This is a genomic window from Streptomyces sp. NPDC041940, from assembly GCF_055589465.1.
Genome location: NZ_JBVJBP010000005.1, coordinates 272538 through 296117, shown reverse-complemented (window position 1 = coordinate 296117; position 23580 = coordinate 272538). Strand labels below are relative to the sequence as shown.

20 protein-coding genes are annotated in these 23580 nt (G+C 72.8%); 7 read left to right on the top strand and 13 right to left on the bottom strand.

From position 1 onward, the window contains the following. Positions 1-5: 5 nt before the first annotated feature. Positions 6-1007 (bottom strand): N-acetylglucosamine kinase, encoded by a 1002-nt coding sequence (locus ACZ6I3_RS12345; RefSeq protein WP_469414010.1) that lies wholly within the window; start codon positions 1005-1007, stop codon positions 6-8. Between the two features lie 108 nt (positions 1008-1115). Between ACZ6I3_RS12345 and ACZ6I3_RS12340 the strand changes: the two genes are divergently transcribed. The 3 genes from ACZ6I3_RS12340 to ACZ6I3_RS12330 all read left to right on the top strand — a co-directional run bounded on the left by ACZ6I3_RS12340 (position 1116) and on the right by ACZ6I3_RS12330 (position 3377). Then, entirely contained in the window at positions 1116-1793 is a 678-nt protein-coding gene (locus tag ACZ6I3_RS12340) for a uracil-DNA glycosylase (RefSeq protein ID WP_469414009.1), read from the top strand. Positions 1794-1924: 131 nt separating this feature from the next. Next, complete coding sequence (locus tag ACZ6I3_RS12335; protein WP_469414007.1) at positions 1925-2677, top strand: LamG domain-containing protein; 753 nt, start codon at positions 1925-1927, stop codon at positions 2675-2677. 103 nt (positions 2678-2780) lie between these two features. Beyond that, on the top strand, positions 2781-3377 hold the full coding sequence (locus tag ACZ6I3_RS12330; RefSeq protein WP_469414005.1) for a sigma-70 family RNA polymerase sigma factor: 597 nt from the start codon (positions 2781-2783) through the stop codon (positions 3375-3377). Here ACZ6I3_RS12330 and ACZ6I3_RS12325 read toward each other — a convergent pair. Next, on the bottom strand, positions 3359-4321 hold the full coding sequence (locus tag ACZ6I3_RS12325) for a hypothetical protein (RefSeq protein ID WP_469414004.1): 963 nt from the start codon (positions 4319-4321) through the stop codon (positions 3359-3361). The two genes, ACZ6I3_RS12330 and ACZ6I3_RS12325, sit on opposite strands and share 19 nt — an antisense overlap. Before the next feature lie 399 nt (positions 4322-4720). On the opposite strand from ACZ6I3_RS12325, the gene ACZ6I3_RS12320 reads away from it, so the two are divergent. Then, the gene (locus ACZ6I3_RS12320; RefSeq protein WP_469414091.1) at positions 4721-9106 is read left to right on the top strand and encodes an FtsK/SpoIIIE domain-containing protein; all 4386 of its coding nucleotides are present in this window, start codon (positions 4721-4723) and stop codon (positions 9104-9106) included. A 69-nt stretch (positions 9107-9175) separates the two neighbouring features. Here ACZ6I3_RS12320 and ACZ6I3_RS12315 read toward each other — a convergent pair whose 3' ends face one another. The 7 genes from ACZ6I3_RS12315 to ACZ6I3_RS12285 all read right to left on the bottom strand — a co-directional run bounded on the left by ACZ6I3_RS12315 (position 9176) and on the right by ACZ6I3_RS12285 (position 15176). Continuing rightward, positions 9176-10546 (bottom strand): putative T7SS-secreted protein, encoded by a 1371-nt coding sequence (locus ACZ6I3_RS12315; RefSeq protein ID WP_469414003.1) that lies wholly within the window; start codon positions 10544-10546, stop codon positions 9176-9178. Between the two features lie 9 nt (positions 10547-10555). Continuing rightward, positions 10556-11275, bottom strand: coding sequence for a hypothetical protein (locus ACZ6I3_RS12310; protein ID WP_469414002.1), 720 nt, complete (start codon positions 11273-11275; stop codon positions 10556-10558). Further along, positions 11262-11552: a hypothetical protein gene (locus ACZ6I3_RS12305; protein ID WP_469414001.1), complete on the bottom strand. Its 291-nt coding sequence runs from the start codon at positions 11550-11552 to the stop codon at positions 11262-11264. Before ACZ6I3_RS12305 ends, ACZ6I3_RS12310 begins: the two co-directional genes overlap by 14 nt. Positions 11553-11638: 86 nt before the next feature. Next, positions 11639-11938 carry a WXG100 family type VII secretion target gene (locus tag ACZ6I3_RS12300; RefSeq protein WP_469414000.1) on the bottom strand — a complete coding sequence of 100 codons (300 nt, stop codon included), beginning with the start codon at positions 11936-11938 and terminating at the stop codon, positions 11639-11641. An 81-nt stretch (positions 11939-12019) separates the two neighbouring features. Beyond that, a complete protein-coding gene (locus ACZ6I3_RS12295; RefSeq protein ID WP_469413998.1) occupies positions 12020-12511 on the bottom strand; it encodes a nuclear transport factor 2 family protein in 492 nt (163 codons plus the stop codon). 59 nt (positions 12512-12570) lie between these two features. Further along, on the bottom strand, positions 12571-14013 hold the full coding sequence (locus ACZ6I3_RS12290; protein WP_469413997.1) for an MFS transporter: 1443 nt from the start codon (positions 14011-14013) through the stop codon (positions 12571-12573). Continuing rightward, complete coding sequence (locus ACZ6I3_RS12285; RefSeq protein WP_469413996.1) at positions 14010-15176, bottom strand: FAD-dependent monooxygenase; 1167 nt, start codon at positions 15174-15176, stop codon at positions 14010-14012. The genes ACZ6I3_RS12290 and ACZ6I3_RS12285 overlap by 4 nt, the downstream gene beginning before the upstream one ends. A 157-nt stretch (positions 15177-15333) precedes the next feature. On the opposite strand from ACZ6I3_RS12285, the gene ACZ6I3_RS12280 reads away from it, so the two are divergent. Continuing rightward, complete coding sequence (locus ACZ6I3_RS12280; protein ID WP_469413994.1) at positions 15334-15939, top strand: TetR/AcrR family transcriptional regulator; 606 nt, start codon at positions 15334-15336, stop codon at positions 15937-15939. Between the two features lie 89 nt (positions 15940-16028). Here ACZ6I3_RS12280 and ACZ6I3_RS12275 read toward each other — a convergent pair whose 3' ends face one another. Further along, complete coding sequence (locus ACZ6I3_RS12275; RefSeq protein WP_469413992.1) at positions 16029-17186, bottom strand: WD40/YVTN/BNR-like repeat-containing protein; 1158 nt, start codon at positions 17184-17186, stop codon at positions 16029-16031. A gap of 211 nt (positions 17187-17397) precedes the next feature. On the opposite strand from ACZ6I3_RS12275, the gene ACZ6I3_RS12270 reads away from it, so the two are divergent. Further along, the gene (locus tag ACZ6I3_RS12270) at positions 17398-17982 is read left to right on the top strand and encodes an Rv1733c family protein (RefSeq protein ID WP_469413990.1); all 585 of its coding nucleotides are present in this window, start codon (positions 17398-17400) and stop codon (positions 17980-17982) included. Positions 17983-18011: 29 nt separating this feature from the next. Here ACZ6I3_RS12270 and ACZ6I3_RS12265 read toward each other — a convergent pair whose 3' ends face one another. After that, complete coding sequence (locus ACZ6I3_RS12265; protein ID WP_469413988.1) at positions 18012-20039, bottom strand: HEAT repeat domain-containing protein; 2028 nt, start codon at positions 20037-20039, stop codon at positions 18012-18014. A 116-nt stretch (positions 20040-20155) separates the two neighbouring features. Continuing rightward, complete coding sequence (locus ACZ6I3_RS12260; RefSeq protein ID WP_469413986.1) at positions 20156-21832, bottom strand: acyl-CoA dehydrogenase family protein; 1677 nt, start codon at positions 21830-21832, stop codon at positions 20156-20158. A 75-nt stretch (positions 21833-21907) separates the two neighbouring features. Here ACZ6I3_RS12260 and ACZ6I3_RS12255 point away from each other — a divergent pair, with 75 nt between their 5' ends. Further along, positions 21908-22666 (top strand): PaaX family transcriptional regulator C-terminal domain-containing protein, encoded by a 759-nt coding sequence (locus ACZ6I3_RS12255; RefSeq protein ID WP_469413984.1) that lies wholly within the window; start codon positions 21908-21910, stop codon positions 22664-22666. A gap of 63 nt (positions 22667-22729) precedes the next feature. Here ACZ6I3_RS12255 and ACZ6I3_RS12250 read toward each other — a convergent pair whose 3' ends face one another. Further along, on the bottom strand, positions 22730-23518 hold the full coding sequence (locus tag ACZ6I3_RS12250) for a pectate lyase (protein WP_469413982.1): 789 nt from the start codon (positions 23516-23518) through the stop codon (positions 22730-22732). Positions 23519-23580 lie beyond the last annotated feature (62 nt).

Below are 23580 nucleotides of genomic sequence, written 5' to 3'. Positions count from 1 at the left end.
TCGGATCATTCACCCGACCGGGTTGTCACGGACAGCATCGTCTCGTCACCCGGCAGGGTGAGGCGGCCGGTGCTCAGCTCGGTCGCCAGGCGCACGGAACCGTGCAGCGGATCGCCCTCGGCCGGCACCCGGCGCGCGTGCGGGAGCCGCTGTGCCAGTTCCTCGTCCACGGGCCCGAGGAGCGGCTCGCCCAGCTTGAAGAGGCCGCCGGTGACGGCGACGCGGGCCTCGCCGCCGGAGGGGCACACGGCTGCCGCGGAGTCGGCCATGTGCCGCGCGGCCAGGCGCAGGATGCCCGCCGCGACGGGGTCCCCCTCCGCGCAGGCGGCCACCCGGGGTGCGAAGGAGGCCAGGACGGCGGGCCGGTCCGGCCGCGGATACAGCGCGCCGGGCAGCCCGGCCACGGGTCCGAACACCTCTTCGGCGCTCGCCAGCAACCGGGCCGAGCCGCCCTCGCGCCCGTCATGGGCGCGCAGCGCGGCCTCCAGACCGGCCCGCCCGATCCAGGCACCGCCCCCGCAGTCGCCGAGCAGATGCCCCCAGCCGTCCGCACGACGCCAGCGGGTCAGGTCGGTGCCGATCGCGATCAGCCCCGTACCGCCGGCGATCACGGCACCGGGACGCGGGCCGAGGGCGCCCGCATACGCGGTCACGGCGTCGGCGGCCAGCGCGACCCTCCGTACGCCCAGTTCCCGGGCCAGGGCACCCGGCAGTTCGGCGCGCAGCGCGTCACCCAGGGAGGCGAGCCCGGCGGCGCCGACGACGACGGTGGTCAGCCGCACCGGCCCGGCCTCCGCGGTCAGCGCACGCGCCAAGGGCATGAGCAGCGCCATGAAGTGCGCGGGGTCGATGCCCCGGTCGCCCGTGCGGACCGGTTCCGCCGACTCCCGCCGGGCCAGCGGCCCGCGCGCGGCGGTTCCCACCACCGCCCGGAGTCCGGACCCCCCGGAGTCCACGGCGAGAAACCCGGATCCCTCCGGCGCCCCGGTCACGGTCACTGGACGCAACGGGATCCCCTCCTTCCGGGGAGGAAGAGTAGCCCCGGGGCGGCGTCCGCGCGTGCGGGCTTCCGCGTTCGTGCGGGGACCGGTTGTGTGCCAGTAGGGTGACGCGCTGTGGCACCACGACCCTTGCACGAACTTGTTGAAGCAGGCTGGGCGAAGGCTCTGGAACCTGTGGCCGAACGTATCGCCGCGATGGGGGACTTCCTGCGGGCCGAGATAGCGGCCGGCCGGACCTACCTCCCGGCCGGGGCGAATGTCCTGCGGGCCTTCCAGCAGCCGTTCGACGACGTCCGCGTCCTCATCGTCGGCCAGGACCCCTATCCCACGCCGGGGATGGCCATCGGGCTGAGCTTCGCGGTGGCGCCCGAGGTGCGTTCGCTGCCGGGCAGTCTGGAGAACATCTTCAGGGAACTGCACACGGACCTGGGGCTGCCCCGGCCGTCCAACGGAGACCTGACGCCGTGGTCGGAACAGGGGGTGCTGCTGCTCAACAGGGCACTCACCACCGCCCCGCGCAAGCCCGGCGCCCACCGGGGCCAGGGCTGGGAGGAAGTCACCGAACAGGCCATCCGGGCCCTGGTGGGGCGCGGCAAGCCGCTGGTGTCGATCCTGTGGGGCCGGGACGCCCGTAATCTGCGGCCGCTGCTCGGGGACCTGCCGGCGATCGAGTCCGCCCATCCCTCGCCGATGTCGGCGGACCGCGGCTTCTTCGGGTCGCGCCCCTTCAGCAAGGCCAACGACCTGCTGGTGCGTCAGGGGAACGCGCCGGTGGAGTGGCGGCTGCCGTAGGCCGGGGTGTCCGGGGCACTTGCGCTGGTGTTCACATCGGCCTGTCACACTTTGGTGGTACGTCAAACTACTTCCAGAACGGACAGTTGATCACCAGTGACATTGCTTTGCCGCGCGTACCAGGGAGCATCATGACGCGCAGATGGTCACTCATCACCACGATCGCCGTACTGACCGTCGCCCTGGCCTTCGTCGTCACCCAGTTGGTGCGCGGTCAGGAATCCGGGGAGCCCGAGAAGCGGCGCGCCTCGCCGGACACGAGCGTCCAGTCGCTTCGCGGCGCGGGGTGGTGGCCCCTCCACCGGTCCGGCACCGCCAAGGCCGGTGAGCACGACGCGGTCGTCAGCGGCGACGTGGAGTGGACCGACGACGGTCCCGAGGGCGGCGCCCTACGGCTGGACGGCAACGGATACGTGGACGCCGCCTCCCCGGTCGACACCACCGGAGCGGACTACTCGGTCGCCGCACGCGTGCGGCTCACCTCCACGAACGGCTTCCACACCGCCGTCTCCCAGGACGGCCTCGGAGTCAGCACGTTCTTTCTCCAGTACTCCAGCCAGGACGAGAACTTCGCGTTCAGCTTCCCCGGCGCCCGTACCGTCGCGGAGAAGGCCGAGCAGCCGCAGACCGACCGCTGGTACCACCTCACCGGCACGTACAGCGACCAGGACCACCGGATGCGGATCTACGTGGACGGCAGACTCGCGGGGAGCAGAGAGGCCTCCAGCAAGGAGAAGCCCACCGGTGACGTGGTGATCGGACGCGGCAAGATCGGGGGTGAGGCCGCCGACCACTGGAACGGCGACATCTCCGACGTGCACGTCTACGACCGGGAACTGACGCCCGGTGAGGTGGACTCGCTTTCCGCCCGCGAACCGGACTGACACCCGCGCACCGGACTGACGCGCCCCGGCCGCCGGAACGACGGCGGTACCGGGGCGCGTTCACCGTCGCCACCCCCACAGGCGACAGGAGAGGAAAAGGCCTTTGTCGGCCAGCACTTCGACCGAATCCTCGACCGAAGACCGAACACCCCGTCCCCCCACCGCGGAACTCCGTCCCGAGGAGTTCCTCAGAGCCTTCTACCAGGTTCACGGCCGTGCGTTGCTGCAGTTCGCCGCACGGCGACTGCACGGCGACTGGCACCGCGCCGAAGATGTCCTCCAGGAGGTCGCGATCCGCGCCTGGCGCCACGCCGGGGAGCTCGATCCGACCACGGACGCGGCGAGACCGTGGCTGTTCACCGTGCTGCGCAACATCGTCATCGACGATCTCCGGGCCCGCCAGGCCAGACCGGCGGAGACCGGCGACCCGGAACTCGCCCACCCGACGGTGTCCGACGACGTGGACCGCGTGCTCACCTCCCAGGTGCTCCTGGAGGCACTGTGGGACCTGCGGCCGCCGCAGCGCGAGGTTCTGATGCACGTGCACTACCTGGGGCGCAGCGTCAACCAGACGGCCCGCGTCCTCGGAGTGCCGCCGGGCACGGTCAAGTCGCGGACGTTCTACGCCTCCCGCGCCCTGCGGGAGGCGCTGTACAGCCGAGGGCTGTACACGGACGGCCGTTACCGCGACGCCGGGTGAGACTCGGCGAGACGCCCCACGTGCCGGGTGATCTCCAGGCCGAGCGGTCCGGTGTCGAGCGATCCGCCCGCACCGGCCCGCCAGCGCCACCCCGCGGGCGCGTCGCCGAGCACCAGCAGCGCGTCCCCGCGCCGCAGGCCGTCCAGCGCGCCCTCCCGCCGCGGGAGCTGTGAGGCGTCCACGACGAACAGGTGTGGCGCCTCACCCTGGACGGCGATCCGGCTGCTGCCCTCGATCAGCCGGAAGATCTGGGTGACGTCGGGGGATCCGGGCTCCGGCTGTGCCGGGCCCGCCGAAGCCGCCACGGCGAACGCCTCCTCCAGGCTGGCCGCGGTGTGCAGACGCGAGGCCTGCGGCACGTCGTCGGCGACGAGCCCCTCCCCGGCCACGGATCCCACCAGGGTGACCTCGGCGAGAGCCCCCACCGGGCCGGAGAGCGCCTCGGCGACCACGGCCCGCGCCAGACTGCGCACCTCCTCGTCGGGTCCCGCCACGGAGACGGGCCCCGACGCCCGGGAGAGGTCGACCAGCACCCGGTCGGCGCCGTCAAGACCCACCGTCACCGTCAGCGCGTACGGCAGAGCCGGTTCGCCCTCCGGGCCGCGGCGGAGCAGGGCGTCGGACGAGACCGTCCAGCGCTCGCCGTCCGCCTCGGCGGTCCAGGGCGCGGGAGCGTCCTCCTCCGCGCCGGCCAGCAGCAGTCCGAGCCGCTCCTCGGAGTAGACGACGGCGTACATGTCGGGCAGCGACCGGCCCGAGCGCAGGCACTCGCCCGTCAGCCGGCGCAGGCCCGCGTCGACCACGTCCAGGGCCTCCCGCCCCTCGACGGCGGCCGAGGGGGCGACGGGCTTCGGCGGGCGCGGCTGCCGCTCGGTGACGACCAGCGCGGCCACCGCTCCGATCAGCGCCAGCCCCAGCACCACGGCCAGGACGTACCAGATCATCTTCTGACTCCTTGTCGGGACCCCGGCGGCGGAGCCGGGACGGTCGAAAGCGGGGGAGGGGCGGCACAGCGGCGGAGTCCCGGAGCCGAGCACCCGAAGGCGTCTACGGGGCCCGGGGGGGGGGGGGGGGGGGGGGGGCCCAAGGACAGGCGTGGTGGGGGGGGGGTGGGGGCGCGGGGGGGGTGGGGGGGGCGGTAGGGGAGGGGGGGGGGCCACAACAAAACGACAGNNNNCGTACGCCTCCCCCCCCCCCCCCCCCCCCCCCCCCCCCCCCCCCCCCCCCCCCCCCCCCCCCCCCCCCCCCCCGGCCCCGTAGGTCCCGTCAGTGGCGCGAGAGCTGCCGAGCACGGCTCAAGCGCCCCCGCAAACACGCTGGCTGGAGGACGTTTCGTGTCGTTGATGTTGACCGTGGTCGATGGGGAGAGTGACGCGTTCGACGTCCACCTCGACGCCGACCCCGACACGCCCGTGGGCGGCGTCGCGGAGGCGCTGGCCGGGGCCGGCGGCGTCCGGCCCCCGGAAGGCCTCGGCCTGTACGTGGGCGACCGGCTGCTGCCCGCGGACATGCGGCTGCGGGACGCACCGCTCCATCACGCGGCCGTCGTGGGCCTGGGCCGTCCGGCCGGTACCTCGTCGGCCGAACCGGACGGGCTGGCGGAGGTCCGCGCGGTCGGCGGCACCGGGGCGGGCGCCGTGCACCGGCTCGACATCGGCGAGTACCGGATCGGGCTGGCGCGCGACGGGGCCGCCCAGGTGCTGCGCACCGTGCCGGAGCGTCCGATCGCCGTCCTGACCGTGGGCCCCGGAGGACGCTGCCGCGTGGCGCCCGACGCCTCCGCGCCGGCCGGCGGCACCCTCCAACTGGACCGTGCGGACCTGGCCGAGGCCGCCGCCTGGCCGGCCGGAGCGCAGCTCCTCGTCGGCGACTGCCTGCTCGAACTCGCCCTCCCGCAGAAGCCGGACGCGGCCGTGGAGCCGTCGGAGGACGGCACCGGCTGGGACTACAACCGGCCCCCGCGGCTGCGGCCGGCCGAGAACGCCACCCGCTTCACCCTGCCCTCCCCGCCCGCGTCGCCCGGCGCCCGGCCGCTTCCGTGGCTCGCCGCGGCCGCCCCGCTGGTGATGGCGGTGACCGGGGCGCTGCTTCTCGGCCGCTGGACGATGCTGCTGTTCGGGCTGCTCTCCCCGGTCGTGATCGTCGGCAACTACATGAGGAGCCGGCGCACCGGGCGCCAGTCCCACTCCGAGGCGGTCGCCGCCTACGAGGAGAAGAAGGCGCGCATCGAGGGCGACGCGGAGCAGGCCCTGACGGCCGAACGCACCGCCCGGCGCCGTGGCTTCCCGGACCCGGCCGAGGTCGTCCTGACCGCTGTGGGCCCCCGGCACCGCCTGTGGGAACGCCGCACCTCGGACGCCGACTTCCTGGAACTGCGCGTCGGGACCGCCGACCTGCCCTCCGACGTGGTGCTCCAGGACCCGACCAAGGACGAACACCGCCGTCAGGACCCGTGGACCGCGTACGACGTGCCGGTGACCGTGCCGCTGCGTGAGCACGACGTCCTGGGCATCGCCGGCGAGGGCCCGGCCGCGCGCTCCGTGGCCCGGTGGGCGGTCGCCCAGGCCGCTGTCCTGCACAGCCCCCGTGATCTCCAGATCCACCTGCTGACGACCGGCGGACCCGGCCGGGACGGCTGGTCCTGGCTGCGCTGGCTGCCGCATGTGCGGAAGAAGTCCGGCGACACCCCGGCCAGCATCGGCTACGGCACGGAGTCCTGCGCCCGCCGGGTCGCCGAACTGACCGCGCTGATCGCCGAGCGCGCCGGACGGGAGGACCGGCGCAGCCGGCCCGCCGGACCCGATGTGCTCGTCGTCCTCGACGGGGCCCGCAGGCTGCGTTCGCTGCCGGGCGTGGCGCAGATCCTGCGCGACGGACCGTCCGTCGGCGTCCGCGCGGTCTGCCTGGACGCCGAGGAGCGGCTGCTGCCCGAGGAGTGCCACGCCGTCGCCGTGGAGGAGCCCGGCGGAACCCTGCGGGTTGGACGCTCCGGGAGGGGCACCGTCGGGGGCATCCGGCCCGACGCGGTGTCGCAGGACTGGTGCCGCTCGCTGGCCCGCGCGATGGGCCCGCTGCGCGACCCGGGCGGGGCCGACGAGGAGGCCGCGGTGCTGCCCGGCTCCGCGCGGCTGCTCGACGTACTCGCCCTCGACCCGCCGCAGGCCGACGGCATCCGGGCCCGCTGGAACGCCGGGGGCCGCTCGACCAGGGCGGCCGTGGGCGTCTCCCTGGACGGCCCGTTCCACCTGGACCTGCGGCGCGACGGCCCGCACGGGCTGGTCGCCGGCACCACCGGCTCCGGCAAGTCGGAACTCCTCCAGACGCTCGTCGCCTCCCTCGCGGTGGCGAACCGTCCCGACGCGATGACGTTCGTCCTCGTCGACTACAAGGGCGGCTCCGCGTTCAAGGACTGCGTGGACCTGCCGCACACCGTCGGCATGGTCACCGACCTCGACGCCCACCTCGTGGAGCGGGCCCTGGTGTCGCTGACGGCGGAGCTCACCCGGCGCGAGCACATCCTGGCCGCGGCCGGCGCCAAGGACATCGAGGACTACGTCGACGCGCTGGAGCGGAACCCGGCGGGCCACACCCCGATGCCCCGGCTGCTCATCGTCATCGACGAGTTCGCCTCGATGGTGCGCGACCTGCCGGACTTCGTGAAGGGCCTGGTCAACATCGCACAGCGGGGCCGCAGCCTCGGCATCCACCTGATCCTGGCGACGCAGCGCCCCAGCGGGGTCGTCTCCTCGGAGATCCGCGCCAACACCAACCTGCGCATCGCGCTGCGGGTGACGGACTCCGGCGAGAGCCAGGACGTCATCAACTCCACCGAAGCCGCCGGGATCTCGCAGAGCAACCCCGGCCGCGCCTACGTACGGCTCGGCCAGAACTCCCTCGTGCCGTTCCAGTCCGGACGGGTCGGCGGCCGTCGGCCCGGCGCCGCGGCGACCTCGCTGCCTACACCCTGGGCGGTGACGGTCGGCTGGGAGCGGCTCGGCGAGCCCCTCCCGCCACGGCCCCGCGGTGCGGGCGCGGCCGCCCCCGCCGCAGTGGAGACCGACCTCACCGGACTCGTCAAGGCGATCCGCGACGCGGACCGGGAGATGGGCATCCCCGCGCAGCACAGCCCCTGGCTGCCGCCGCTGCCCGAGAAGCTGGTCACCGGCGAACTGCCGCCGGCCCCGCCCTCGGACTACGACCTCGCGCCCGTCGCGTACGGCGTGGTGGACCTGCCCGCCCAACAGGCCCGGCTGCCCCTGGTGATCGACCCGGCGACGCTCGGACACCTGCACATCATCGGCTCGCCCCGGCAGGGCCGGTCACAGACCCTGCGCACGCTCGCCGGCATGCTGGCCCAGGCCCACACCCCGGCCCAGCTGCACCTGTACGGCATCGACTGCGGCAACGGCGCACTGCTGGCCATGGAGGGACTGCCGCACGTCGGCGCCGTCACCCAGCGCACCCAGCCGGACCGGGTGGCCCGGCTGCTCGCCCGGCTGACGGCGGAGCTCGGCCGGCGGCAGGAGATGCTCGCCGCCCGCGGCAGCGCCGACCTGACGGAACTGAGGCGCGCGCTGCCCGAGGACGAACGGCCGCCGCACATCGTGCTGTTCATCGACCGGTGGGAGGTCTTCGACAAGCAGCTCGGCGAGTACGACTCCGGGAATCTGCTGTCCGGGGTGCAGACCCTGCTCCGGGACGGCGCGAGCGTCGGCGTCCACCTGGTGATGACCGGCGACCGGGCGCTGTTCTCCAGCCGGGTCGGCAACTCCACCGAGGACAAGCTCGTACTGAAGCTGAACGACAAGTCCGAGTACGGCATGATCGGCGTGACCCAGCGGAAGGTGCCCGACGAGATCCCGCCGGGCCGGGCCCTGCGCGCCGCCGACAAGGCGGAGGTGCAGATCGCGCTCCTCACGGACGACCCCGGGGGACAGGCGCAGGCCGCGGCGCTCCAGCGGATCGCCGAGCAGTGCCGTGAACGCTCGGCTCACCTGCCCGCCGCCACCCGGCCGTTCCGTGTCGACACCCTGCCGGACCGGCTCACCTGGGAGGAGGCGGCCGGGTTCGCACCGCAGCCGTGGCCGCACTCGCGATGGGCGGTGGCCGGTGTCGGCGGCGACGAACTGACCGCCTTCGGACCGGACTTCTCGATGACGCCGACGTTCCTGGTGGCGGGCCCGGCCCGGTCCGGGCGCAGCACCGTGCTGTCGACGGTCGCACTGTCGCTGCTCGCGTCCGGTACCCCGGTCGTGATCGGAGCTCCCGCCCGCTCGCCGCTGCGCGGCCTGGCCGGGCGGCCGGGCGTGCTCGCGGTGTTCGACGAGTCCGACATCGACCCCACGGCCCTGGAGGAGGCGCTGGCCTCCTCGCCCGACGGGGCCGTGGTGCTCCTCGACGACGCCGACCTGCTGCTGAAGACGAAGGCCGAGCCGGTCCTCACGAAGATCGCCAAGTCCGGTGCCGAGACCGGCCGGGGCCTGGTGATCGCCGGGCAGACCGACCGGCTCTCCTCCGGCTTCTCCGGCTGGCACACCGAGGCCCGCCGGAACCGGTGCGGGCTGCTGCTGAAGCCGCAGAACATGAGCGACGGCGAACTGATCGGCGTCAAGGTGCCGCGCAGCCGGCTGGGCGCGGCCCGTCCGGGGCGGGCGATCCTGCACTTGGGCGACGGCGTGCTGCGGACCGTGCAGGTCCCGGAGACGGTGCTGCCGTCGGCCGGTGGCTGACGGGCCGTACGAGCGGAGGGCTCCCGCACCGGCGTCGGCCGGTGCGGGAGCCCTCGTGCGTGGGCGTGCCTAACCCGCTTCCATCGGGAAGTCGCCCTTCGCCTGCGCGGTGGCGCCGTCGGGTCCCCCCGGGATTCCGGTGATCATCCCGTACACCGCTCCGACGCTGTCGTTCAGGCCGGACAGGACGGGGAGGGTGAACGACTGGCCGTACCAGATGGTCTTGAAGCCCAGACCGGCGTCCAGGAGCATCAAGCCCTTGAGCCCCTGGCCCAGTTTGAGGAGGATGTCGCCTCCCGGGATCTGGCCCGTCATCCCGGGCAGGACGAATTTCCATCCGGCGGTGAACCGCCCCATGCCTGCGCCCAGGCCGCCGCCCCCGACGTTGCCGAGCGGTCCCAGTGTGTTGAGCGGGATGTCCTGCACGACGGGCGGCGGCTTGCCGAGCCCCTTGAAGACGTTGCTCACATAGGCCCCCGCTCCCTTGAACGCGCGACCGATCCCGGACAGGGCCTTGCCCAGGCTCGTCCCCGCCGTGATCGCCGCCTTGGCGCTGTTGAAGATCGCGGCTCCGCCGAACGCCAGGCCGACGACGCCCAGGACGATGCCGACGATGTCCACTTCGCCGGTCAACACCGCCTTGGCGATGGTGATGCCCAGGGAGGCGGCTCCCAGGCCGACGATCAGCAGGGTGGCCCCGAGCGCCTGGAGACCGGGGACGAACAGCGCAAGGACTCCGAGCACACCGGCGACGAAACCAAGGACGGCGCCGACGATGTCCCAGATCTTGTCCCACGTGCTCTTCCCCTCGACCGCCTCCCCCTCGGCCTCGTCCAGCTGCCGACGGGCGAGGCCGGCGTCCGAGACCCGCAGGTCCTGCGCGTCGAGCGCGAGTCTCCGGGCAGCCTCGAGATCCGCCTCGGCCGACTCGACGGACCTCGCGGCCTCGTCCTGCTCCGCTTTCGCGTCCGCCATGGCACGCCGGGCGCTGCTCTTGGCCGCCTCGTCGTCGGGCGGCGGTGCTTCGGCGTTGTCCAGACCGGTCACCTTGGCACCGGCGGCGGTCGCCACCTCCACGGCCGAGGCGAGCCGGTCCTTGGCCTCACGGCCGTCCCGCAGGGCCTTGTCCGCCTGTTCCTGCGACTCCCGAAGCCGGGTGGCGTACTCCTTCACCGCGGCGGCCGCCTTCTCGTACGACGACGCCAGACGGCCCACCTGGTCCGGCAGTTCGCCGAGCTTGTCGCGGAGTTCCTCCATGGACTTGCCCTCGCCCAGGTCCCTGGAGTCGAGCCGGGAGACCACGGATCCGGCGTCATCCGCGTCGTGGGAGACCTTCCGGTACTCGGACGCCAGCTGTTCGAGGATCTCCGGGTCGCCCGGTGTCGGATCCTCCGTGAAGCCGAACACGTCCTCCCATTCGGACAGCGGTGGCCGCACCATGTCCCGACCTCACTTTCCGTTCTCGATGTCCACGCCCTCGGGGCCGGCGCCGTCCCGGAACCGGAAGGTTCCCGCGATGGCGTCGAAGACCTCGAAGAACTCGTCCAGCATCGTGATGTTGGGTGTGGAGCTGGAGATGATCAGAAGCGTCCGGCTGCCCGGTACGGGCACCACGACGTGGTGCATCCCCGTGCGCACGGTGGCCCTGCCGGCGTAGTCCACATCCTCGACCGCGGTCATCCGGCCGACGCTGCCCAGCTCGGGAACCTCCATGATCTCCACGGTGTTGGCGCCTGTGCCCCGGCCGACCGAGGTCTTGTTGTTGTGGACGCCGGCGGACACCATCAGCCGGGACAGGTCGGTCGGCTCGCCCTCGGGGATCTCGGTGCGCAGCACGACCGTCGTGGCGGTCAGCGTGCTGCCGTCGGTCAGGAAGGCGAGCATCCCCGCCGCCTGGAGGGCGCCCCGGGCATGCGCCTCCCGGGTCGTCCCGCGCAGTTCACGGATGAGGGAGTCCAGCCGCTCGCGGTCGATGTCGTCCCGGCCGGCCGCGGCCTTCTCGACCCGTCGGCGGATGGACGCGTCCCGGGTGCTGGGGTCGAGGTCGAAGTGCCACCAGCTCTTGGGGAAGTTGATCCTGTATCCGGTGGGCGAGTCCGCCGGCCGCTCGGTGGCCGTGTCCGTCATGTGCCCGTGCCCCTTGTCCTCGTCTGTCTCAGGCGGGGTCATCGAGCTCCTTCGACGTGTCCTGGTCCGCCTGCGTGAAGTTGTCGACGATGCCCTGCGTGGTCTCCTTGAACGTGTCCACGTTGTCCTGGACGCGTTCGTGGCCGGCCACCCATGCCTTGTCGAAGTTGTCGACGCCCGTGGCGAGTTCGGAGTCGCCCACGTCCTCCGACGACCCGACCTGGTAGAGCCGGGCGGTGTTGTCGATCCGTTCCCGGATGTCCTGGAGCGCTTCCATCGTGTCGGTGAGATCGTCCACCGGAACGCGGATACGCGACATCGAAAACTCCCCTTCCTTTCCTCGCACCGCTTACGGCCGGTCCGCGACGCTTCTCAGCGCGCGGAAACCGGCCGTGAGGGACACGTTCAGCCGATGGAGCCGGACGTCTGGTCGTCGGTGTCGACGAACGCGTCGGCGACCTGCTTGATGAACTCGCTGACGCCCTGCAGCCCTTCGATCGCCTCCTGGGTGCCGTTCTTGTACTCCTCCCAGAACGGACGGAACTTGGTCTCGGAGCCCGGCGTCGCGTAGGCCGCCTCGACCATCTCCTCCATCTTGGTGTTGGCCTCGTGGAGGCTCTGCTGCATCAGCTCCTTCTGGTTCTGCAGCCAGGTCGAGGCCTCCCGCATCTCGTCCGGGCTGATCTGGATGTTGCCGCCGGCCATGCCGATTCCTTCCGTCGCTCCATGTCGCCGCGGCCGTCGGACCGCGTACACCGGGCTCTACGGGGCACCTGCCGGGGTGGTTCACCCCTGCGCGGAACGGCGATGCTGCCCGCGCCGATTGACCGGCAGCATGCCGTCGAGAGCGCCTGCGACCAGGACCTTGGTCGAGTTGTGTTCGCGGACGATCCGCCAGCCGTCGGGCGTTGAACGCCAGACCAGGGAGGTCGTGGTGCGTATGTCCGTGGCGCCGTCAGGCATGGTGATCCGTGCTACGAAGGTGAGGGTGGACGCGGCCAGTTCGTGGCCCGCGATGACATGCGGCCCGTCGTCGACGGCATGATGCGCGGAGACCATCCCGCGAAAGCCGGGCTCCCAGATCGAGCCGTAGCCGGCGGCCGTCGTCGCCACACGCTGCTCGGGGTCGAAGTCGTCGTAGAGGCGGACGTCCGGGGAGCCGAAGTCGTAGAACTCGCCGAAGGTGCGCCGGAAGTCGAACGGCGCGTCCCCCTCGTCGCGCTCCCAGCCGAACACCCACCGGCCGTGCAGGTCCGCGATCTCCTGTTCAGCGTTCATGACTCGACGCTAGGGCGGCGGGCGAGGGTCAGGGAGGGTCCGTCACACCCACCCAGCCGTCAGGTCGCCGTCGCGGCGGGCCGTTTGCGTGCCAGCATGACCGCGGGCACCGAGGCGAGGACGAAGAGCACTCCCGCCATCGCGACGTAGAGGTACACGCCGGTCGCCGTGCTCACCGGGGCGCCGTCGGCAGAGGTCCCGGGAACGAGGGTCGCCTTGAGCACCTCGCCCCCGGCGAAGTTGAAGACGACCGAGCCGAGGGCGAGGACGACCGACACCAGACCGGCGATCGTGCCCTGCCGCTCGGGCGCCTCGATGCCGGTCGCCAGGTTGTAGCCGGAGGCGCCGATCGCCCCGGCGGCCACGCCGAGCAGGGTGCCGCAGGCGATCGCCAGCGGGAGCACCGACACGCCCGCCAGCATCGCGAAGGTCGCCACCGTCCCGACGGCGATGCCGCCGAGCAGGGGCAGCGCGGGACCGTACCGCCCCGCGATCCATCCGGCGCACGTGCCGCCGATCACGATGCCCAGATTCGGCGCGGCGAGCAGCACGGCGACCGCCTCGCCGTCGCCCAGCCCGTAACCGAGCCCCAGGCCGGGGGGCACCTGGGCGATGATGCCCGTCAGTTGCAGCATGCTCCGGAACGAGCCTGCCGCCAGTACCAGGGCCAGCAGCGTCAGCAGGATCGGGCGGGTGAGGGCCCGGACGTCGATGATGGGTTCGTCGACCCGCGGCGCGAGGAACGCCCAGCCGGCCAGCGCGGCGGCACCGGCCGCCAGCAGCGCGACCATGCCCCCGGACAGCCATCCGAGGTCGCTCCCCAGGCTGGTGTAGGCGAGCACCGCGGCGAGGCCGCCGCCGAGCAGGAGAGCCCCGGACACGTCGATCCGTCCGGTGCCGCGGATCGGCGACTCAGGGATGAAGGAACGCACGCAGAGCGCGGCCGCCGCGGCGAGCAGCGCCGCCACGATGAACACGCTCCGGTAGCCGAACACGTCGATGACCGGCTGCATCAGGAACGGCTCGACGATTCCGACGATCGACGAGCCGGACGTCACGAGCCCGACCAGGGCCATCGCCACCCGCGGGGTGCAGATCTGGCGTGCGAGGGCCACCGTGATGAAGACCGCGGCGAAGGCGGCGCCCTGGAGGAAGCGCCCCACCAGGAAGATCCAGACGTTGGGGGCGACGAGGCAGACCAGCGCTCCCGTGCAGGCGAGGAGCAGCGTGCCGATGAGGATCCGGCGCTTGCCGAAGAGGTCGGAGCTCTTCGCGAGCAGCGGCGACCAGATGGCCCCGGCCAGCAACGCGCTCGCGTTCAGCCAGGCGGCCTGGTCGGTGTCGAAGTGCTCCATCAGCTGGGGCAGGACCATCATGGGCGAGCCGATGGCCACATCGGCTAAGACGTTGGCGAGGGTGAGGACGGCCGCCCAGAGGATGAGCCGCTTGCTCCAGCGTTGCTCCTGGGCGCCGGTGGCGGGTTTTTCCAGTGTGTCGTTCACTCCGCGTTCTCTCCAGTGCGTCGGGGGGTGGTCCGCTGAGGGCTGCCGGGCGTGGTCCGCAGGGCTCGCAGCGCCTCGTTGCGGGCGGCGATGGCGGCCCAAGTGACCGGCAGCATGCGGTCGCGACCGCTGTGGACACGGTCCTGGGCGAACGTGACGTACGGGCGCTGCCGGGCCTCGTACCGCGCGAACGCGGCGGTGTGGTCATGGCCGCACCGTTCGAGTTCTTCCGCGAGGAAGCGGGCGCCGGTCAGCGCGAGCGAGGTGCCCCGGCCGGACAGGAAGGCCGGGCTGTACCCGGCGTCCCCGACGAGGGCGACCCGGCCGCGGTACCAGGAGGGCAGGTGGATCTGGCTCGCGGGAGTGAGGAAGAAACCGGGATCGGCGCGGGCCGCGTCCAGCAACTCCGGTATCCGCCACGACCGGTGGCCCGCGAAGGCGTCGATGAGGATCTTCTTCTGGGCGTCCAGGTCGTGATGGTCGTAGTCGATCGCTTCCGAGCGGAACTGGAAGACCGCGACGGCCTTGCCCGCGTACCGGAAGAGGCCTGCCATCCGGCGGGGGACGTTGTAGATCGAGTTGGCGCCCTCGGATCGCGCCTCGCCGGGGTGGTCGGCGAGGGCGAAGTAGACGCCGAGGTGCCGGAGGTGGTCCTTCTCGGGCCCGAACACCAGCCTGCGGACGGCGGAGTGCTGGCCGTCGGCACCGAGCACCAGGTCGTACCGCCCGGTGCGGCCCGATGCGAAGCCTACGTCGACGCCGCCGTTCACGCCGTCGTCGGTCAGTGTCTCGATCGAGTCGCCGAAGCGGATCGCCGCGCTGTCCGGGAGCGCCTCGGCGAGGATGCGGACGAGGTCCTCACGGAGGAGTTCGATGTCGTCGTCGGAGTCGCTGATCTCCGCCAGGGGGATCCGGGCCACCGGTTCGCCCGCGCTGTCGACGAACTGGGTGAGCTCGGACATCCGGACCCGTTGCTTCCGGACCTTCTCGAGTAATCCCATCCTGTCCACGGCCTCGATCGCGTCGCCGCGGATGTCGATGGGTGTGCCTGTGAGCCGGAGGTTCGGGGCGTACTCGACCACGGTGACGCTGTGGCCGCGGGTGCCCAGCTCACGTGCGCAGGCGAGCCCGGCGATTCCGGCTCCGGAGACAAGGATGTTCATGTGTGCGCTCCAGGTTTCGCTGAGGTGGGTGTGTGACCGATCTCTTAAAGAAACAGGCTGTCGCTTTTAGCGAGCTTACTGACGACCGGCTTGCACCGCAACGCCGCACCTGCCGACAATCGGCACCCGAGCAGAGAAACAGGAGGTGAGCGCGGCGATGGCCGACGGGACCGCTGACCGGTCGCCCGCACGGCGCCCCGGTGGCCGCAACGCGCGGGTGAGAGCGCAGATCCTCGCCGCGACGGTCGAACTCGTGGCACGCGACGGCATCGCGGGGTTCCGCTACGAGGAGGTCGCCGAGTTCGCCGGCGTGCACAAGACCAGCGTCTACCGCAACTGGCCCGACCGCGAGGAACTGGTGGTCGAAGCCCTGCTGCGCTACGCCGAGGATCTCGCCTCGGTCGCCGACACCGGCGACCTCCACCGGGACCTGGCGGACTTCCTGCTGGCCCTCGCCGGCGGCATGGAATCGCCGTTCGGCCGGACGCTCGAACAGGCCCTGCAGCCCGCCCGCCAGAGCGCCACCGTCGAGGCGCTGACCAAGATCCTCGACCAGCGCGTGGCCGCCCTGCAGCGACGGGTGGACACCGCCGTCGACCGGGGCGAACTCCCCCCGGTCGACAGCTCCTTCCTCGGCGAGATGATTTCCGGCCCGGTCCACCTGATCGTCAACCGCGGCATGCGCCCGTTCACCAGAGCGGACGCGGAACGCATCGTCGGCGTGGTGCTCGCCGGCATCCGGGCGACAGCACCACACATCTGACCGATCGCCCCTGGAGGCACCGTCCAGGTCCAAGGCGAATGGCGCATACCTGAGCGCCCGTCATGGTGTGCGCGGTCTTCCTTCTCGCCTCATCCGACGATCGCGGCCCGCACGCACAGCACGTCCGGCAGATGTGAGGCGAGCTGCCGCCAGGTGTCGCCGTCGTCCGCGGACGCGAACACCTCGCCGTTGCGGTTGCCGAAGTAGACGCCCGCCGGATCGCCGTCGTCCGTGCAGAGCGCGTCGCGCAACACCGTGCCGTAGTGGTCCTCCTGGGGCAGTCCCGCCGAGAGCGGCTCCCAGCTCCTGCCCGCGTCCGCCGTCCGGTAGACGCGGCACCGGTGGTCGGCCGGGACCCGATCGGCGTCGGCGTTGATCGGGAACACATACGCCGTGTCACCTCTGTGCGGGTGCGCGGCCGCGGCGAAACCGAAGGTGGACGGCAGGCCCTCGCCGATGTCCGTCCAGCGCGCGCCCGCGTCGTCGCTGCGGTACACCCCCCAGTGGTTCTGCAGGTACAGCCGGTCCGGGGCCGCCGCGTCCCGCGCGACCTTGTGCACGCACTGGCCGAACTCCGGGTTCGGGTCGGGCAGGAACACCGCCGAGACACCCGAGTTGGAGGGAGCCCAGCTGGCGCCGCCGTCCAGCGTGCGGAACACGCCGGCGGTCGAGACGGCGACCGTCACGGCCTTCGGGTCGCGCGCGTCGGTGAGCACGGTGTGCAGGCCCTCACCGCCGCCGCCCGGCACCCACTTCGACCGCGTGGGGTGCTCCCACAGGGGCCGGACCAGCTCGAACGTCTCCCCGCGGTCCTCCGAGCGGTACAGCGCGGCCGGTTCCGTACCCGCGTACACCACGTCCGGCTCGGCGGCGGCCGGGTGCAGTTGCCACACCCGCTCCAGGGACGCCCCGGTGTCCTTGGGGAACTTGACCGCGGGGTGCGCCGGTTCGGTCCAGGTGCGGCCGAGATCGTCGGAGTGGAACACGGACGGGCCCCAGTGCGCGCTGTCGCCGCCGGCCAGCAGCCGAGGGGTCGCGCCCCGGGTGTCGACGGCGACCGAGTACACGGCCTGCGCGTTGAAGTAGGGGCTCTCGTCGAACTCCCAGGCGCCGGCACCCCGCCGGCGCCCGATGAACAGGCCTTTGCGCGTGCCCACGGCCAGCAGTACCTCGGCCATGCCGATCACCTCCGCGGCGTCGCCTTTGACGCCCTCGTCTCTGACACCGGCCAGTCTGCACCCCACCACTGACAGTCACCTCCGGAACCGCTCCGGTGCAGGTCAGGCGGGTGTCGGGGGCTGCCGCGGGGTTCGGCGGACCACGATCCTCAGGGCCCCCGCAGGGACCGGGCGACGTGGGGGCCGTCACGTCGGAGTACGTGCAGTGAGCATCCAGGGGCCGTCTTCCGTATGCAGAGGGCAGCGGGATGGTCATGCGCTCATGAGGAGGATGCCTTCGATGGCGTTACGAGGTCCGAAGGTGTGGCTGTGGCGCTGGCGGCGCAATCCGCTCAAGCGCCGCGCCGACAGGGTCGAGGCCTGGGTCGTGCTGGGCGTGTGGACGCTCACCGCGTTCGTCGGGATGCTGGCCGGCACGACGGTGAGCCGGTCCGTCGAGGACGGGCTGGCCCGGGAGCGCGTCGAGTGGCGGCCGCTCGTGGCCCGGCTCGACGAGCGGGCTCCCGGGAGGGCCTCCGAGAGCGGCGGCGTGTCCCGTACCGAGCAGGTGTGGGCGAAGGCGACATGGACCGCTGAGGACGGCTCCGCGCACTCCGGACAGCTCCGGGTCGCGGCGGGCAGCGCCGCCGGGACACCGGTCACGGTGTGGACGGACCCCGAGGGCCGCCAGGTGACCCGCCCCGTCAACGAGTCCCAGGCCGAGGCAAGGGCCTTCCTGATCGGCAGCGTGGCGGGCATCGGCGCCGCGACCCTGCCGCTGGTCGGCGGCCGTGCCCTGCGCCGTCGGCTGGAACGCCTCCGCATGGACCAGTGGGACGCCGAGTGGTCCCGCTTCGGGCCGATGTGGGGACGGACGACGGGGTGAGGCCCTCGGAGGCCGCTGAAGGATCTCACCTATCGGTGCCCCACCCCGGTCAGCGCCTCCCGGCACACCCGCAGCAACCCCTCGTCCTCGTGGATGTCGCTGCCGCCGTAGCCGCGGACGTCGGCCCGGTGCCGCCGCGGGGACGCGAGCTCCGCCCGGAGCAGGTCGTGCAGGGGTGCTCCCGCGGGCCCCAGGGCCGCCACGCACCCGGCGACCGTCGTGCGGGTGCGCGGGTCCTCCGCCCACGCGGAGCGGAGTACGGGAAGGAACCGCTCGGGCTCACCGGCGATCCGCCACACCGCGCACGCGGCCGTGGCCCGCTCCCGTACGCCGCCGGAGCCGGCCAGCCGCCGCAGCCCGGCCAGGGCCGGACGGGCCGCCGGCCCCAGTCGTGCGAGCGCGTCCGCGGCGGCCGCGCGGCGCCGCAGGTCGCCGCCGGTGTCCGTCAACTCCCGGAGCAGCACGGGCACCACGGCATCCGGCCCGCCCGTGATCGACCACAGCGCTTCCGCTGCCGCGACGGCGTGGTCCGTCTCCAGCAGTCCGCGCAGATCCGGTATCGCCTCGTAGGCGGCGCCGCCGAACGCGCCGAGGGCACGGACCGCCGCCCGCGTGACGGCGTCGCGCGGCCGCGGCCCGTCCGGCATGCCGCGCAGCAGGCGTACCACCGCCGGTAGGGACTCGGCGTCGCCCAGCGCGGTGAGTGCCGACAGCAGGGGAGCGGCCCGGTCGTATGTGCCGGGGCCGTCGAGCGGAACGCGGGCGAGCCGGCGCCGCAGAGCGGGGGCGAGCGGCAAGGCGGCCGGCCCCAGGTGGGGTATCGCGTAGCCCAGGTCGTCCGGCACGACCGGACCGGCCAGCACCTCGGACAGCACCGGCGTGGCCCGAGGATCCCCCGTCCCGGCCAGGGCCCTGAGCGGACCGCCCAGCGTCGGCGCACCCCGCTCCCCGTGCCGGACGCGAAACTCGGGACGGCAGGTCACCAGCGCGTGGAGATGGTCCGCCGCCGGAGCGGCCAGCTCGAAGAGCTCCACCAGGACGGCGACCGCCGCATCATGCAACCTGCCCTCATCGGCGCCCAGTTGGCCACCGATGAGGGCGACCGGCTCCGCGCCGCTCGTACGCCACTCGCGGAACAGCCCGGCCGACATCCACACGGCGTTGCACCGGTCGAGGGGATCCGGGCTGGTCAACTGCCCGCACAGCAGGGCGACCCGGTCGGTGACCCGGCTGCCGAGCGCGGAGTGCAGCGTCCGCATCAGCTGGGAACCCTCCTCGTCGGAGGGGCGCAGGCGCCGCAGCCGGTCGGCGAGCGTGTCCGGGCCGGGACGGTCGCCCGCGCGCCAGGTGCGGGTGTGCTCCCCGGATCTGTCCCTGAGCAGCCGGACGACGGCCGGTACGAGATTGGCGGGAAGCAGCTCCGGCGCGCATCCCGCCAGCTGGCCGAGCGCGGCGAGCCGCAGCCCAGGCCCGTACGGCGGCCGGCTCAACTCCGCCAGCAGGTCCACCGCCTCCGAGGCATGCCCCTGGTGCCGCTCCACGAACAGGCCCAGGCTCGCGGCCAGGGCGAGCAGCACCCGGTCGTCCCGCTCCACGGTGATCCGCTCCCGCAACAGGGCGAGCACACGGTCCGGTGGGCCGAGGAACCGCACGAACGCGCCCGGAGCCGCCCGGCGAACCCCGGCGTCCGCGTCCCGTGCGAGCCGGACGAAGACATCGGCACCCGCGTGCAGGGCGGCAACGGCTCTCGCGGCGTCTTCCTCCGAGGCGCCCCCGTGACCTGCGATGTCGCCGATGCTGACGAGGAGTTCCACGACCCCCGCCCGGTCCCGCACCTCCTCGCGGACGGCGAGCGCGAGGAGAAACGGAACACAGGCGAGGGTCGCGTCGTACACGCCTCCCTGGTGGTGCACGGCGCGGTACATCCCGTCGAGCGCGCTCTCCCGCTCGGCCGGGTCGGCGGAGGCCAGTCCCCGCAGTAGTCCGGGCACGTCCTCCGCGCTGCCGTACGCATGCCGCAGCGAGGCCCAGTCGACCTCGTCGATCCCCCTGAACACGTTGTCCTCCCCAGGCGAAGTACCAACTGACGGGGAGTCTGCACCACGGCACTGACAACCAAGCGGAATCGGGAGATGACTGTGCGCGAACTGTGCGCCGGTTGGCCGACGACGGGTCAGTCGCCGTCGGGCAACGCCCGCTCCAGGATCGCGTCGAGGCCCGCCGTCTCCGGCAGAGTCCCGAACGCCTGCCCCCAGTCGCCCCCGAGCCGGGTCGCGCAGAACGCGTCGGCGACCGCCGGCGGGGCGTGCCGGACTAGGAGGGAGGCCTGGAGCGTCAGGGCCATCTGCTCCACGAACCGGCGGGCCGTCGTCTGCGACGCCTCGGGCAGCCCGTTCCTGAGCCGGGTCACGGCCGCGTCCAGCCGGGCGTCCCCGCCCCGGGCGAGGTCCAGCTCGCCGAACAGCGCCTCGGCGGTGCCCGGTTCGCGGCTCAGCGCCCGCAGCACGTCGAGGGCGTTGACGTTCCCCGAGCCCTCCCAGATCGACAGCAGGGGAGCCTCACGGTAGTGCCGGGGCATGCCCGAGTCCTCTACGTAGCCGTTGCCGCCGAGGCACTCCAGGGCCTCCGCGGTGAAGGCCGGGCCCCGCTTGGTCACCCAGTACTTGCCGACGGCGGTGGCGATCCGGCGGAACGCGGCCTCCGCCCCGTCCGCGTCGTCTCCGCGGACCGCCCGGTCGGCCGCCCCGGCGAGCCGCAGGGTGAGCGTGGTGGCGGCCTCTGACTCCAGCGCCAGATCGGCCAGCACATTGCGCATCAGCGGCTGGTCCAGCAGCCGGGCGCCGAACGCGCTGCGGTGCCGCGCGTGGTGCCCCGCCTCGACGAGGGACTTGCGCATCAGCGCGGCCGACATCGTCACGCAGTCGAGACGCGTGCAGTTGACCATCTCGATGATGGTCTTGACGCCGTGGCCCTCGGGCCCGACCAGCCAGGCCACGGTCCCGTCGAACTCGGGCTCCGAGGAGGCGTTGGAGCGGTTGCCCAGCTTGTCCTTCAGCCGCTGGATGCGGAAGGTGTTGCGGGTGCCGTCGGGCAGCACGCGAGGCACCAGGAAGCAGGACAGGCCGCCCGGGGCCTGCGCCAGCACGAGGAACACGTCGCACATCGGCGCCGAGGTGAACCACTTGTGCCCGCGCAGGGTGTACACCCCGGGCTCGGCCGTGGGCGTGGCCGTCGTGGTGTTCGTCCGGACGTCCGAGCCGCCCTGCTTCTCGGTCATCCCCATGCCCGCCAGCAGGCCCCGCTTCTCCGTGGGCACCCGGAGCCCGGGCTCGTACTCCCGGCTCGTCAGCAGCGGCTCGTAGACCTTCGCCAGCTCCGGCTGCCTGCGCAGCGCGGGGACCGCCGCGTAGGTCATCGACGTCGGACAGCCGTGGCCGGCCTCGGTGTGCCCCCAGACCAGTCCGCCGGCGGACCGGGCGACATGCGCGCCGGGCCTGTCGTCCGCCCAGGGTGACGCGGCCAGTCCCTCCGTGATGGCGGTGCGCATCAGATGGTGCCAGCTCGGGTGGAACTCGACCTCGTCCACGCGGTTGCCGTACCGGTCGTGCGTGCGCAGCTCCGGCTCGTGACGATTGGCCAGATCGGCCCACTCCTGCGCCTGGGCGCTGCCGGCCCGCCTGCCGAGCCGGCGCAGTTCCTCCTCGGCCCATCCGGCGCCCTCGCGCCGCAGCCCTTCCAGCAGGGCCGTGTCGTCGGCGGCGTCGTACGGGGTGAGGGGCGGGGCCTGGTTGGTGACGTCGTGCGTGGCGGGTCCGCCGTACGCGTGCTGTTCGTCGAGTGTCGAGACCATGCATCGAGTGTTGCACTCTGTCTGCGGTCGCAGCAATACTGCAACACCGCATGCCGCCGCGTACAGTACGTGACCATGCCGATGAACGTCCCGGCGCGGCCCTTCGCGCTCGACCTGCGCCCCCTGTCCGCGCGGTCGGTCGTACTGAGCCTGCTGCTCGGGACGCATCCCCCCGAAGTACCGGTCAGGGAACTCGTGCGGCTCGTGGAGGGCTTCGACGTCGGCGGCTCCACGCTGCGGGCGGCGCTCAGCCGGATGGTGGCCGCCGGTGACCTGCGGCGCACGGACACCGGCTACCGGCTCAGCGACCGGCTGCTGGAACGCCAGCGCCGCCAGGACGACGCCGTGCACCCGCGTACGCGCGCGTGGGACGGCGACTGGGAGATGGTCGTGATCACCGCGACGGGGCGCGGACCCGCCGAACGCGCGGACCTGCGGGCCCGGCTGACGGCCCTCCGTCTCGCCGAACTCCGCGAGGGGGTCTGGCTCCGGCCCGCCAACCTGGACCGTGCCCTCCCCGGCGATCTGGACCAGGTGGCCCAGCACTACACGGCCCGCCCCGGCCGGCCCCCGCGCGACCTGGCCGCGTCCCTGTGGCCGCTGGACACCTGGCCGGCCACGGCCCGCGCGCTGCTCGCCCACATCGCCGACGCACACCGCCCGGCCGATCGCCTGGCCGCCTTCGCCGCCGTCGTACGGCACCTGCTGGCCGATCCGGTCCTGCCGCCCGGACTCCTGCCCCCTGACTGGCCCGGCGCCGAACTGCGCCTGACCTACACCGACTACCAGCGGGAGCTGACCGGGGAGGTCCGCGCGCGCGTGCGGGGCGCATGACGCGGACGGCCGTGCGTGGCGCCCGCCGGGACGCCGCGCACGGCCGCCTTCACCGTGGGGGGTCTACCTGTAGGTGACGTCCGAGGTGGAGTACAGGCAGTTCTTGCTGTCGGGTCCCGACCCCACAGCGGTGTTGTTGTTGTACTTCTGGCAGGGGACGACCTTGCGGCCGGAGTCGTTGCGGATCGTGATGCCCCGCAGCGTCGCCGCGTCGTTGCGGTTGACGTTGATGCCGACGATGCGCGCGGTGGAGCCCGTGCCGGTCACGTCGATGTTGCTGAGGTTGACCTTGCGCGTGTACTGCGTGGAGCAGTCGCCGCAGGAGCGGTAGAGCGTCTTGAACTCCTGCACCGCGAAGTTGGAGATGTTCAGCGTGCCGCCGCCGTTGTGCTGGAAGACCTTGTCCGCCGCCTTCTTCGCACCGCCGCCGATCACCTGGTAGGTGGCGCCGTTGCCGCCGCGGAAGGTGGCGGCGTCCTCGCCGACGTCCTCCCACCAGACGTTCTGCAGCGTGCAGCTGCCCTCGCAGTGGACGCCGTCGGCCGCGGGGGCGCCGAGGATGACGTTCTTCAGCACCGCGCCGTCCGCGAGCTTGAAGATCGGGTCCTGGCCCTCCTCCTGGCCGTCACCGGCCAGTGCTCCGGTCCCGTAGTACCGCTTCATCCCGTAGTCCTTGGTGCCGGAGACGGGGATGGTGGTGGAGGTGCCCTGGCTGCCGTTGGGGGTCGGCCAGGTCGCGGCGCTCGCCGTGGGCGCGTTGGTAGTCATGATCATGCCAACCGAGAGGCCGAGGGTGGCCAGCGCACCGGTCAGCGCGCGCCTGCGGGCGCGCGGACGTGTCGCAGAAGTCATGTCCCGATTCCTTCTGTCGAGTGAGTGGGGGAGGGAGGTGGGGCGTGTCCGGGTGGACGGGG

Excerpts from the sequence above, each read along its gene's own strand:
- ACZ6I3_RS12335 (WP_469414007.1), top strand. The coding sequence starts at position 1,925 with ATGACGCGCAGATGGTCACTCATCACCACGATCGCCGTACTGACCGTC.
- ACZ6I3_RS12325 (WP_469414004.1), bottom strand. The coding sequence starts at position 4,321 with ATGATCTGGTACGTCCTGGCCGTGGTGCTGGGGCTGGCGCTGATCGGA.
- ACZ6I3_RS12320 (WP_469414091.1), top strand. The coding sequence starts at position 4,721 with ATGTTGACCGTGGTCGATGGGGAGAGTGACGCGTTCGACGTCCACCTC.
- ACZ6I3_RS12315 (WP_469414003.1), bottom strand. The coding sequence starts at position 10,546 with ATGGTGCGGCCACCGCTGTCCGAATGGGAGGACGTGTTCGGCTTCACG.
- ACZ6I3_RS12310 (WP_469414002.1), bottom strand. The coding sequence starts at position 11,275 with ATGACCCCGCCTGAGACAGACGAGGACAAGGGGCACGGGCACATGACG.
- ACZ6I3_RS12305 (WP_469414001.1), bottom strand. The coding sequence starts at position 11,552 with ATGTCGCGTATCCGCGTTCCGGTGGACGATCTCACCGACACGATGGAA.
- ACZ6I3_RS12300 (WP_469414000.1), bottom strand. The coding sequence starts at position 11,938 with ATGGCCGGCGGCAACATCCAGATCAGCCCGGACGAGATGCGGGAGGCC.
- ACZ6I3_RS12295 (WP_469413998.1), bottom strand. The coding sequence starts at position 12,511 with ATGAACGCTGAACAGGAGATCGCGGACCTGCACGGCCGGTGGGTGTTC.
- ACZ6I3_RS12285 (WP_469413996.1), bottom strand. The coding sequence starts at position 15,176 with ATGAACATCCTTGTCTCCGGAGCCGGAATCGCCGGGCTCGCCTGCGCA.
- ACZ6I3_RS12280 (WP_469413994.1), top strand. The coding sequence starts at position 15,334 with ATGGCCGACGGGACCGCTGACCGGTCGCCCGCACGGCGCCCCGGTGGC.
- ACZ6I3_RS12270 (WP_469413990.1), top strand. The coding sequence starts at position 17,398 with ATGGCGTTACGAGGTCCGAAGGTGTGGCTGTGGCGCTGGCGGCGCAAT.
- ACZ6I3_RS12260 (WP_469413986.1), bottom strand. The coding sequence starts at position 21,832 with ATGGTCTCGACACTCGACGAACAGCACGCGTACGGCGGACCCGCCACG.
- ACZ6I3_RS12255 (WP_469413984.1), top strand. The coding sequence starts at position 21,908 with ATGCCGATGAACGTCCCGGCGCGGCCCTTCGCGCTCGACCTGCGCCCC.
- ACZ6I3_RS12250 (WP_469413982.1), bottom strand. The coding sequence starts at position 23,518 with ATGACTTCTGCGACACGTCCGCGCGCCCGCAGGCGCGCGCTGACCGGT.